10 protein-coding genes are annotated in these 11,766 nt (G+C 36.0%); all 10 read left to right on the forward strand.

Going from position 1 to position 11,766, the window contains the following annotated elements; translation table 11 throughout:
- Positions 1-269: 269 nt before the first annotated feature.
- Entirely contained in the window at positions 270-1,370 is a 1,101-nt protein-coding gene (locus COZ07_RS10295; protein ID WP_406608477.1) for a Xaa-Pro peptidase family protein, read from the forward strand.
- Positions 1,371-1,435: 65 nt separating this feature from the next.
- Complete coding sequence (locus COZ07_RS10300; RefSeq protein WP_406608478.1) at positions 1,436-2,338, forward strand: glycyl-radical enzyme activating protein; 903 nt, start codon at positions 1,436-1,438, stop codon at positions 2,336-2,338.
- A gap of 31 nt (positions 2,339-2,369) precedes the next feature.
- Positions 2,370-2,549, forward strand: coding sequence for a hypothetical protein (locus tag COZ07_RS10305; protein WP_406608479.1), 180 nt, complete (start codon positions 2,370-2,372; stop codon positions 2,547-2,549).
- Entirely contained in the window at positions 2,533-3,111 is a 579-nt protein-coding gene (locus tag COZ07_RS10310) for a nucleotidyltransferase domain-containing protein (RefSeq protein WP_406608480.1), read from the forward strand. The genes COZ07_RS10305 and COZ07_RS10310 overlap by 17 nt, the downstream gene beginning before the upstream one ends.
- 257 nt (positions 3,112-3,368) lie before the next feature.
- Positions 3,369-4,901, forward strand: coding sequence for a class I SAM-dependent DNA methyltransferase (locus COZ07_RS10315; protein WP_406608481.1), 1,533 nt, complete (start codon positions 3,369-3,371; stop codon positions 4,899-4,901).
- Complete coding sequence (locus COZ07_RS10320; protein ID WP_406608482.1) at positions 4,898-6,163, forward strand: restriction endonuclease subunit S; 1,266 nt, start codon at positions 4,898-4,900, stop codon at positions 6,161-6,163. The genes COZ07_RS10315 and COZ07_RS10320 overlap by 4 nt, the downstream gene beginning before the upstream one ends.
- A 1-nt stretch (position 6,164) precedes the next feature.
- Complete coding sequence (locus COZ07_RS10325) at positions 6,165-9,089, forward strand: type I restriction endonuclease subunit R (RefSeq protein WP_406608483.1); 2,925 nt, start codon at positions 6,165-6,167, stop codon at positions 9,087-9,089.
- A gap of 1 nt (position 9,090) precedes the next feature.
- A complete protein-coding gene (locus tag COZ07_RS10330) occupies positions 9,091-9,432 on the forward strand; it encodes a M48 family metallopeptidase (protein ID WP_406608484.1) in 342 nt (113 codons plus the stop codon).
- The gene (gene radC, locus COZ07_RS10335) at positions 9,429-10,133 is read left to right on the forward strand and encodes a RadC family protein (protein ID WP_406608485.1); all 705 of its coding nucleotides are present in this window, start codon (positions 9,429-9,431) and stop codon (positions 10,131-10,133) included. Before COZ07_RS10330 ends, radC begins: the two co-directional genes overlap by 4 nt.
- Before the next feature lie 30 nt (positions 10,134-10,163).
- Positions 10,164-11,766 (forward strand): pyruvate formate lyase family protein (locus tag COZ07_RS10340; RefSeq protein WP_406608486.1); only part of this gene is annotated, 1,603 nt, incomplete at its 3' end.

Consider the following 11,766-nt stretch of genomic DNA (forward strand, 5'->3'; position numbering starts at 1 on the left):
CAATAAAAAATAGGTCATTACTTCATATAGACCTGTTGTAATTTACCTCTTGAGCAGGCTTGATCAGTGACTAAAAACCAAAAAATATCTTACAAAGCAAAAAGCTCTTAAGATTTAAATCTTTATCTTTTAAGCGGTAGATGGTATCATTATGGTGTCCTTACCCTCTATTCTGAGTATCTTGCGTAATTTAGGAAATTGTTGGGCATGTGCTTCGGTCTCTTCGATGATCAAAAAAAATATAAAAAATAAATTGAAGGAGAATTAAAATGCTAAATAAAAAATATGGTAATAAGCTTGGTGAGATAATGGTTAAAAATAATGTTGATGCTATGATGATTGGTCCTTCAGCTGATTTAGAATTTTTAATGAACTATTCACCACAGCCTGATGAAAGATTTCAAGCACTATTTCTATTATCAGATAAAAGATATTTCTATATTTCACCAGAAATTACCTATGAGGAAATTAGGGATAGGCTTGATAATGATACCGATATTTATAAATGGGGAGATCATGAAGGATTTGTTAATACAGTTGTGATTGCGATTAACCGCTATAAATTGGCGGGTAAGAATATCGGTGTCAACAATGGTATTGCAGCGATAAATTTGATAGATATTCAAGAAAAAATAAATGCTAAATTTATTAATGGACACAATATTTTAGAAATGCTTAGAGTTATAAAAGATGAGAGTGAAATAGAAAAATTAAGAAAAGCCGCAAAATTAGCTGATGAAGTTATGGGTGAAATCATTGATTATATATCCCCTGGTATAACAGAGGGAGATATTAAGAAAAAGATAGAAGAGCTATTTATGCAAAAAGGAGCTGATGGATTATCCTTTGAACCTATTATTGCTTCAGGCCCTAATAGTTCGATGCCACATTATTGTGAGGATTCAAGAGTAATTCAAGAAAAAGATATAATTATTTTAGATTTAGGTTGTAAATATAAAAGTTATTGCTCTGATATTTCCAGAACCGTATTTGTAGGTGGAATAACTGATGAAGAAAAAAAGGTCTATGATATTATTCTAAGGGCAAATAAAGCAGGAGAAGAGACAGCAAAACAAGGAGTGAAAGCAGAAGATGTGGATAAAGCATCAAGAGATATAATTAAAAGCGAAGGTTATGGCCAATATTTTCTTAATAGAACCGGTCACGGTATTGGTATTAGTGTTCATGAAGCACCCTATATAAAGACTGGAAACAAACAAGTACTAGAAAGAGGAATGGCATTTAGTATAGAACCAGGTATCTATATGCAAAATAAATTTGGTATGAGAATTGAAGATATCGTCGTAATTGGAGCAGATGGGCCTGAAGTAATAAATCATTTTACAAAAGAAATAATTGTGATAAAGTAAAATGGTCTACCTGATTATTATTTATTTATAGATAACCCATTTATGATGAGTAAGGATAAATACCCATGACTACCGGAATAATTTTTAATATTCAAAGATATTCGATTCATGATGGACCAGGAATTCGGACTACCGTTTTTTTAAAAGGATGTCCGCTTAGTTGCTGGTGGTGTCAAAATCCGGAAAGCCAGTTAAGCGAGCAGGAAATGATATTTTGGGGAGATAGATGTATAGGTTGCGGAGCATGTTCTACGATTTGTCTTTCCGATGCTATTCAGATAAAAAATGGTATTCCGGTTACTGAAAAAGAGAAATGTATTCTTTGCGGAAAGTGTATAGAAAAATGCCCGGCTCTAGCCCGAGAAATGATAGGGGAAAAACTAACCATCGAAGAGGTAATAAAAGAAATAGAAAAAGATCTGGTATTTTATGAAGAATCTGGCGGGGGAGTGACCTTCTCCGGTGGGGAACCCTTGGGACAATCTGAATTTTTAGGGGGGCTCCTTAATGGTTGCAGAGAAAAGAAGATTCACACTGCAGTCGATACCTCCGGATATATTTCCTGGGAAATTTTAAATAAAATAAGCCCCAAAGTAGATTTATTTTTGTACGACCTTAAAATAATGGATAGCAAAAAACACCACAAATATACCGGGGTATCTAATGAGATCATTTTAGAAAATTTAAAGAACCTCTCCTCGGTACACCATAATATCTTGGTTCGTTTTCCGGTTATTCCTGGCCTAAATGATGATGATCAAAATATCAAGGAAACGGGAGAATTTTTATCTTCCTTAAAGATAGCTCAGGTGAATCTTTTCCCTTATCACTATATAGGCATAGATAAATACAGAAGATTGGGAAGGACTTATAAGTTAGCAACCACACCACCTCCTTCGGAAGAAAAATTATCCGAGATATCCGGGATTTTAAAGAAGTTTAATCTGAATGTAAAATTAAGAGGTTAATATTCCAGGTAACTCATGCTTTTCCCGAATTATGCTGTACACCCTGGAAGACCTCGAACTGATTAGTGATCGAGAGATATTTTTTAAAATAATCTATCCGCTTCGTTACAATAACGAAAAACTTGACAAAACAGCTATAATTCGTTACAGTAACGAAAGGCGAAAGGATGAAAAAAGATTTGAAGTGAAGATTTATGAAGAGAATACTTAAAAAGATAGCCAAAGAACTTTCCAAAATTGAGGATGTAAAATCTATTATCCTTTATGGCGGTCTTGCCAGAGGAGAATTTACTTCAAGATCAGACCTTGATTTGTTTATACTTACCACCGAAGATAAGACCCAGAAAGAGATACACGATAAAGTAATAGAGCTTGAATCTGAAATAGGCAGAAATATCCAGCCAACCATAAGAACCATAGTTGAATTGCAGAAAACAGATACGGGTTTACTGCAGAACATCTTTCAGGAGGGGAAGATTCTCTACCTGAGAGAACCATCCGACATACCGTCTGCTATATTACTGCAACAAAAACCTTATCTGATTTACTCTTTTCAGATAAGCAGCTTACCTCAGAAAGATAAGGTGCGATTTAACAGACAACTTTACGAACAGACCAGAAAAGGATACAAGTATAAAGGTTTATTGCAAGAGATAGGCGGCCAGAAACTTTCTGCAGGTTGTGTAATGATCCCTTATGAGCAAAAGGAAAAGATTGAGAAATTCTTTAAGAAATTTAAAGTGAAATTTGAACAGTTGAAGGTTTGGAAATAGTATGTAGCGCAACAAGCCCGAGGATTTGGGAAGCGCTGCTATAAAAAAATCGGTCTTTATGAGTCAATACCATATTCTAAAAATTAAAAGGTTACCCCAGAATTAAAAAATCTTTAAGGTTTATCCAAAAGTTGAGGAATATAATGGCTCATTGGAGTTAGATGAGAAGAAAAGTAACTTTGTATCAGATGGGACAAGAATTGTTCAGAGAAGAGATCATAGAAAAGTTATTAAATTTTAAGGAGATTGGTTGATATATGTTAGACATAAAAACTCTTGAAACATGGTTATGGAATGCTGCTTGTAGTATTCGGGGGGCCGTGGATGCTCCGAAATTTAAGGATTATATTTTACCTTTGGTTTTTATGAAAAGACTCTCTGATGTTTTTGAGGATGAGATTAAAAGGCTTTCTGAGGAATTTGGTGATGGGAAAACCGCATTGGAGATTGTCTCAAAAGACCATAGTCTGGTGAGATTATTTATTCCAAAACAGGCAGTCTGGTCGGAAATAAGAAAGCAGACAACCAAAATCGGAGAGAAATTGACGGATGCAATTCGTGCGATAGCAAAAGAAAACCCAAAATTACAGGGGGTAATTGACATAGTTGATTTTAATGCCACTGTAAGCGGGCAGAGAATAATAGATGATGGTAAGTTAAGTAATATGATAGAGATTATCAGCAGGCATAGGCTTGGTTTAAAAGATGCTGAGCCTGATATTCTTGGAAGGGCATACGAATATTTGCTTCGCAAGTTTGCAGAAGGGCAGGGACAGAGTGCAGGAGAGTTTTACACTCCCAAAGAAGTTGGGTGGATTATGGCCTACATATTAGATCCTGAACAGGGGCAGGAGGTTTATGACCCGGCCTGTGGTTCGGGAGGATTACTTGTTAAATCCCAGCTTGCCCTTAAGGAAAAAGAGAAGAAGATTTCAAAGCCTTTGAGACTTTACGGACAAGAACAGAATCCTGTTACTTATGCAATGGCAAAGATGAATATGATTATTCACGATATGGAGGGAGACATTGCAATAGGTGATACCCTACGCAACCCGAAATTTCTTGAAGGAAGTATATTAAAAACATTTGATTTGGTTGTAGCCAATCCTATGTGGAATCAGGATGGCTATGATACCAGTTTTTACGAAAGCGATACCTTCAGCCGCTTTGAAGGAGGTTATCCGCCTGCAAGTTCTGCTGACTGGGGCTGGGTTCAACACATGTTTGCCTCTTTAAATGATAATGGCAAGGCAGCAATTGTTCTGGATACCGGTTCTGTGGCAAGAGGTTCAGGAAACCAGGGAAGCAATCGTGAGAAAAATATCAGGCAGAAATTTGTCGATAATGACTGGATAGAGGCAGTTTTGCTTTTGCCCGAAAATCTCTTTTACAACACAACTGCACCAGGAATTATCTTAATACTGAACAAAAATAAGCCCAAGGAAAGAAAAAACAGGATTATGTTGATAAATGCCTCTTTAGAGTTTGAAAAAGGCAGGCCTAAGAATTTCATACCAGATGATAAGATTGAAAAAATAGCCAAGGTATTTCATGATTGGAAGAGCATAGATAAATTTACAAAAATAATCACTAACGAAGAAGCTGAGAAGAACGATTATAATTTAAGCCCCTCAAGATATGTTGGTAATGGTAAGGAAGAGGAATATCGGGATATTGATGAGATACTTGTTGAGCTGGCAGAACTTGAAGAGGAGAGACAGAAGACAGACAGAGAACTTAACGAGGTAATGAAAAAAATCACACAAAGAGGATTCTTAAAGGAAGAATGAAAACCAAAGCAGTAATAGAAAACGGATTTAAAAAAACTGGAATCGGACTGATCCCTGAAGATTGGGAAGTTGTTAATGTTGATAAATATATTCAATTTGAAAGAGGCACTGAGCCAGGAAGTGAAAATTATAATAAAGATAAGAAGGGGGTAAGATTTTTAAGAGTAGTTGATATCTCAGGTAGCCGAGATGATAAGACTTATACAACTTCAAAAAAATTAAAACTATGCAAAAAGAAAGATATTTTAATTACTTTTGATGGTAGCCCGGGGATAGTTAAGCAAGGCTTAGAAGGTGCATATTCATCAGGAATACGTAAAGTAGTAATTATAAACAAGGATTTATTTTCAGACTACGTTTATTATGTATTGCAAACAATCTATGTACAAAAAACTATTGAAAAATATACAACAGGAGTAACAATTAAGCATTCAAGCAAGGCAATACTGCACATAAAAATTCCTTTTTTCTCAATACAAGAACAACAGAAAATCGCCTTTGTCCTCTTAAAAATCCAGCAGGCAATTGAACAACAGGATAGAATAATTGAAACAACAAGAGAGCTAAAAAAATCGCTCATGAATAAACTTTTCACTGAAGGCTTACATGGCGAAGAACAAAAAGAAACTGAAATTGGTTTGATGCCAAAGAGCTGGGATGTGGAAAGAGTGGCTGAAGTTTATAATTTTAAGAAGAAGCATAATAAATTTGATATAAAACAGCACAAGAAAATACCTTTTATTCCAATGGAATACATTTCAGAACAACAAAGAATTGTAGATAAATATGATTTAAAGGAAAAGATTAGTAGCGGAACATTTGTTTTAAAAGGTGATTTAATTGTTGCGAAAATTACTCCTTCTTTCGAAAACGGCAAACAAGGAATTGTAGATAACATACCGTTCGAGTTTGTCTATGCAACAACAGAAGTTTGGCCGATTCATAATAGAGAGGGAGAAAGTAATATAAATTTCCTACATTATTATCTAAAGAAGCCTGATATAAGAAATGAAATAGCTGGAAAGATGGAGGGTAGTACTGGAAGGCAAAGAGTTCCAAAAAACGTTTTAGAGAATTTAAAAATTCCTTTTCCAAGATATGCGGAACAGGTGGAAATTTCTGGAATTTTTATCAGTTTGGATGCAAAAATTTCCCAAGCCGAATCCAAAAAACAATCCCTTCAAGCTTTATTCAGAACCATGCTTAACCAGTTGATGACCGGTAAAGTTAGAGTAAAAGATTTTGATTTTGAGGTTAATTAAAATGTTTGAACGAAAAATAGTCCAGGAACCGTTGATTAAATATGCCAGGCAAATCGGATGGACTTATCTAACCAGAGATGAAGCTGTAGTCCTAAGACAAGGCGAGGCAGGATTATTTTTTTACAATATCCTTAAAGAACAGTTGATGAAATTAAATAAAGAGATTGCTTCGGCTTCGCCTCGCAATGACGGTAGTGAGGGGATTATTAACAACGAAAAAGCGAATGAAATCATAAAACGGCTGGAAAATGTAAAGAACTCAATAGAAGGTAATCAGGAAATTCTGCAATATCTTAAAGGTGAGAAATCTATTTACTATGAGAAGGATAAACGTGAGTTAAATATAAGATTTATTGATTTTGGAAATATCAACAACAACAACCAGTTTCACGTAACAGATGAATGGCAATACACCAATGGCAAATTTACTAGTAGAGGAGATGTTATATTCCTGATAAATGGCATTCCCATCATAATTGCAGAGACAAAAAATGCCAACAAGCGGGAAGGAATTGAGGAAGGAATTGCTCAGATAAGAAGATATCATAGAGAAACACCCGAAATGCTGACTACAAATCAGATATTTAATGTTACCCATTTACTTGATTTTTATTACGGGGTAACCTGGAATCTGGACAGGAAAGGGCTCTTTAACTGGAAGGATGTTGAAAAAAGAAATTTTGAGAAGAAGGTCAAGACTTTCTTTGATAAGGATCGTATATTGCAGATTATAAAGGATTATATTATCTTCTTCCGGAAAAATGACGTATTATCCAAGATAATTATGCGTCAGCACCAGATCAGAGCAGTTCAGAAAATAGTTGATAGAGCTCTGGAGGAGGAAAAGAAGACAGGGCTTATATGGCATGCACAGGGAGCTGGAAAGACATTTACGATGATTGTGGCAGCAGAGAAGATTTTACAGCAGCCGAAATTTGAAAAGCCGACAATTATTATGCTTGTTGACAGGAATGAATTAGAAAGTCAGCTCTTCGGAAATCTTGATGCCTATGGTTTTAAAGAAGGTAAAAGCATGAGGATTGCAAATTCCAAAAAAGGATTAAGAGACCTTCTTTCCTCAGATTACCGGGGGCTTATAGTTTCAATGATTCACAAATTTGAAGGCATGCCAAAAGACATCAATAAAAGAGACAATATTTTTGTGCTTGTTGATGAAGCACACAGAACCACAGGCGGGGATTTGGGGAATTATCTTATGGCAGCTCTCCCGAATGCTACTTATTTTGGTTTTACCGGAACACCAATTGACAAAATACTTTATGGCAAGGGAACTTTCAAGATATTCGGCAAAGAGGATGATAAAGGCTACCTGGATAAGTATTCCATTGCTGAATCAATCGAAGACGGGACAACAGTTCCTTTACACTATACACTTGCCCCAAGCGAGATAAGAGTGCCTAAAGAAATGCTTGAAAAGGAGTTCTTTGAATTGATGGAAAAGGAAGGGGTGAGCGACGTTGAAGAATTAAATAAACTACTGGATAAGGCAGTAAACCTGAAGAATTTTCTGAAATCAAAAGACCGTGTTAAAAAGGTTGCTGAATTTGTGGCCAGACATTACCAGGAAAATGTTGAACCTATGGGCTATAAGGCATTTCTGGTTGCGGTAGACAGGGAAGCGTGTGCTTTGTATAAAAAAGAACTGGATAAACATCTTCCTTCTGAATATTCCATAGTTGTTTATAGTCAGGCTCAGAATGACGGACCATTCCTAAAAGAGCATTATTTAAGCGAATATAAAGAGCGGGAATTAAAGGGCAAGATTTTCCCAAACAAGACAAAGATGCCAAAAATACTGATAGTTACTGATAAATTGCTGACCGGTTATGATGTTCCTATTCTTTATTGCATATATCTGGATAAACCCATGAAAGACCATACTCTTTTACAGGCAATTGCCAGGGTAAACAGACCTTATGAGGATGAAGATGGTTTAAAGAAGTCTGCTGGATTTGTGCTTGACTTTGTCGGCATATTCGAACGACTTGAAAAAGCATTGGCTTTTGATTCAGATGTTGTGGCAAGTGTTATCAGGAACATAGACATATTGAAATCAACCTTTGAAAACCTGATGAAAGATAAAGCCAGGCCATATCTTGAATTGATAGGACGTAGATTTGATGATAAAACAGTTGAAAGAACGATTGAATATTTCAGTGATAAAGACAAGAGAGAAGAGTTCTACAGGTTCTTTAAGCAGCTTGAGATGCTTTATGAGATTATTTCACCGGATAAATTTTTAAGGGATTATATAAATGATTACTGGAGAATTTCCTATCTTTACAGCATTATCAGAAATGCCTTTGCCAGAAGGATTCTTCTGGATAAGGAGTTGATGCGGAAGACCTCTGACCTGGTTAAAAAGCATGTTTATACAACAGACATTTCCTCCACACTTCCGATTTATGAGATAAAAGAAGACACCCTTGAGGCATTAAAGAAAAGCGATAAGTCAGATAATGTTAAGATAATCAATCTAAGGAAGAGCATTCTTAAGTTCATTGATGATAATCAGGATATCCAGCCATATTTGATTTCCATAGGTGAAAAGGCACAGGCCATTATTGAACTATATGACGACAGACGCGTTACGACTCTTGAGGCTTTGAAAAGATTGGAAGAAATTATCAGAGAGATTATTCAGGCACGCAGGGAGCAGATTGAAAAGAATTTTGATGTTAATACTTTCACGATTTTCTGGTTGTTTAAGAGAAATGGAATTTCAAAACCAGATACACTAGCAGTAACGATTAATGGTATATTTGAGACTTATCCCAACTGGAAATTAAACAGCAAGGAGAAGAGAGAGCTAACCACACAGTTGTATAAGATATTGCTAAGAGAAGTAAATAAAACAAAGGCTGTTGAACTTGTTGAAAAGATTTTGAAACTGGAAAGAAGATAAGATGCCAATGCTTTTAAGTAAAAATAGAAAATGTCTGGACCAGTCGACTGAGGCAGGAAAGTTTAAATCTAATGTTTTTAAATGGGCAGAGAAACTGGATGTTGAGCCGAAAGAGATACATTTGCGTTCTATGAAAAACAAATGGGCGTCATTATCGCAAAATGGGAGATTAACATTTAATACGGAACTTCTTGAAATGGAGAGAGAACTTTGTGATTACGTAATTGTTCATGAACTGCTGCACATGAAAGTCCCTAATCATGGTAAATTATTTAAAAGTCTGATGTTTTCTTTCTTGCCAGATTGGGAGAAATACAGTGAAAGGCTAAAGGTAGATAGGTGAGTAAAGCTTTAAAAGCAGATTATCTTGGGCATCGCAAGAGAATAAAGGCAAAGTACAAGAGCAGTGGGATAAAAGGGTGGCTTGATTACGAGGTGTTGGAATTTGCTTTATCATTTACCATTCTCAGAAAAGACACCAAGCCTATTGCAAAGCAGTTGTTGTCTGAATTCAAAACACTCAATAGTGTATTGGATGCTGATAGGAAAGAGCTGGAAAAAGTTGGTGGCATTTCCGAACATAGTGCCTTGTTTCTCAATTTTTTAAAGGATATTGCAATAATTTACCTTGAGAAAGGGCTCTATAAAAAAGATTTAGTTTCTTCACCAGATGTTGTCTATGATTATCTAAAAGCTTCTTTGAAAGGATTAGCTGACGAAGAGTTTAAAGTTATGTTCTTAAACAGCAGGAACCGTTTGCTGGCAATTGAAACTATACAGAAAGGAACGGTTAATAAATCGGTAGTATATCCCAGAAAAATTGTTGAACGGGCATTATACCATCATGCCACAGGCGTTATTATTTCACACAATCATCCGGGAGAATCCTTAAAGCCATCAGAGGATGATTATAGTATAACAAAGGCTATAAAAGCTGCCCTCAGAACTGTGGACATTGTTTTATTGGACCATATTATAATCGGTGGAAATGGCTATTTTAGTTTTAAAGAGAATGGGGTCTGCAATGATTTTAAAGAAGTTTAATCTGAATGTAAAATTAAGAGGTTAATTTATATGAATAAGAGAGTGGAAAAATTAAGACAGGAAAGTTTAGATACTCAACCTTATATTTCTATTGAGCGAGCAAGTTTAGTAACTGAAGCCTATCAGAAATATGCCGGAACAGTTTCTTCTCCGGTACTTCGGGCTTTAACCTTTAAACAGGTGCTGGAAAATAAAGTTATCTCTATCGCTGAAGGGGAGCTTATTATGGGAGAGCGGGGGGAGGCTCCCAAAGCTACTCCTACTTTTCCAGAATTATGCTGTCATAGTATGGAAGATTTTAATTTAATAAATGACCGTGAAAAGATTGCCTTTAAGGTGAGTGAAGAAGATAAAAAAATTCAAGAAGAGAAGATTATCCCTTATTGGGAAAACAGGTCGATGCGCAGTCAGATATTTAAAGAGATGACCCGGCAATGGAAGGACTGTTATGAAGCAGGTATTTTTACCGAATTTATGGAACAGAGAGCCCCTGGGCATACGGTAGCCGATGATAAGATCTATCATAAAGGATTTTTAGATTTCCAGAAAGATATTAAAAAGAGTCTGCAGAACCTTGATTATTTAAATGATGTTGAATCCTATCCAAAACAAGAAGAATTAAAGGCTATGCTTATCTGCGCCAAGGCTATAATCAGGTTTGCTAAACGTTATACTGATAAAGCTTTAGAGATGGCCAAGAGTGAAAAAAATTCCCCAAGAAAGAAGGAGCTATTAAAAATCGCCGAGGTTTGTTCTCATGTTCCAGCTAACTCACCCCGAAACTTTTGGGAAGCTTTGCAAATGTATTGGTTGGTTCATGTAGGGGTTATTACCGAACTTAATACCTGGGATTCATTCAATCCAGGCAGATTAGACCAGCATCTATACCCCTTTTATAAAAAGGGATTAGAAGAGGGGACCTTGACTGAAGAAAAGGCAAAGGAACTTTTAGAGTGCTTCTGGATAAAATTCAATAATCAACCAGCACCACCCAAAGTAGGAGTAACTTTAGCCGAAAGTGGGACCTATACCGATTTTGCTAATATTAATAATGGCGGATTAAAGATAGATGGCTCTGATGGGGTAAATGACTTAACCTATCTGCTACTCGAGGTAATCGATGAAATGAGATTATTACAACCCAGCACTAATATTCAGTTGAGCCAGAAGAGTCCGGATAGATTTTTAAGACGAGCTGGCGAAATAATCCGAAAGGGTTGGGGACAACCTTCAGTATTTAACGCTGATGAGGTTATCCAGGAGATGTTAAGACAGGGTAAATCCATAGAAGATGCCCGCTGTGGGGGAACGAGTGGTTGTGTGGAGACCGGTGCCTTTGGCAAAGAAAGTTACATCTTAACCGGTTATTTTAATTTAGTAAAAGTGCTGGAGATAACTTTAAATAACGGCATTGACCCTCGGACTGGTAAGAAAATAGGGATAGAAACTGGCGAACCAACCCAATTCAATTCTTTTGCAGAATTATTTCAGGCTTTCAAAAATCAACTTCACCATTTTATAGATATAAAGATTAGGGGAAATAATATCATTGAAAGATTGTATGCTATCTATATGCCCGCCCCATTCCTCTCCATAATAATTAGTGATTGTATTGAAAAAGGGAAGGATTATA

Origin of the sequence: Candidatus Infernicultor aquiphilus (assembly GCF_002784285.1) — a bacterium.
Classification (GTDB): domain Bacteria; phylum Atribacterota; class Phoenicimicrobiia; order Phoenicimicrobiales; family Phoenicimicrobiaceae; genus Infernicultor; species Infernicultor aquiphilus.

What these genes read in the sequence shown, in the direction of transcription:
- COZ07_RS10320 (WP_406608482.1), top strand. Translation starts at nt 4,898, where the DNA reads ATGAAAACCAAAGCAGTAATAGAAAACGGATTTAAAAAAACTGGAATC.
- COZ07_RS10310 (WP_406608480.1), top strand. Translation starts at nt 2,533, where the DNA reads ATGAAGAGAATACTTAAAAAGATAGCCAAAGAACTTTCCAAAATTGAG.
- COZ07_RS10295 (WP_406608477.1), top strand. Translation starts at nt 270, where the DNA reads ATGCTAAATAAAAAATATGGTAATAAGCTTGGTGAGATAATGGTTAAA.
- COZ07_RS10300 (WP_406608478.1), top strand. Translation starts at nt 1,436, where the DNA reads ATGACTACCGGAATAATTTTTAATATTCAAAGATATTCGATTCATGAT.
- COZ07_RS10315 (WP_406608481.1), top strand. Translation starts at nt 3,369, where the DNA reads ATGTTAGACATAAAAACTCTTGAAACATGGTTATGGAATGCTGCTTGT.
- COZ07_RS10305 (WP_406608479.1), top strand. Translation starts at nt 2,370, where the DNA reads ATGCTGTACACCCTGGAAGACCTCGAACTGATTAGTGATCGAGAGATA.
- COZ07_RS10330 (WP_406608484.1), top strand. Translation starts at nt 9,091, where the DNA reads ATGCCAATGCTTTTAAGTAAAAATAGAAAATGTCTGGACCAGTCGACT.
- COZ07_RS10325 (WP_406608483.1), top strand. Translation starts at nt 6,165, where the DNA reads ATGTTTGAACGAAAAATAGTCCAGGAACCGTTGATTAAATATGCCAGG.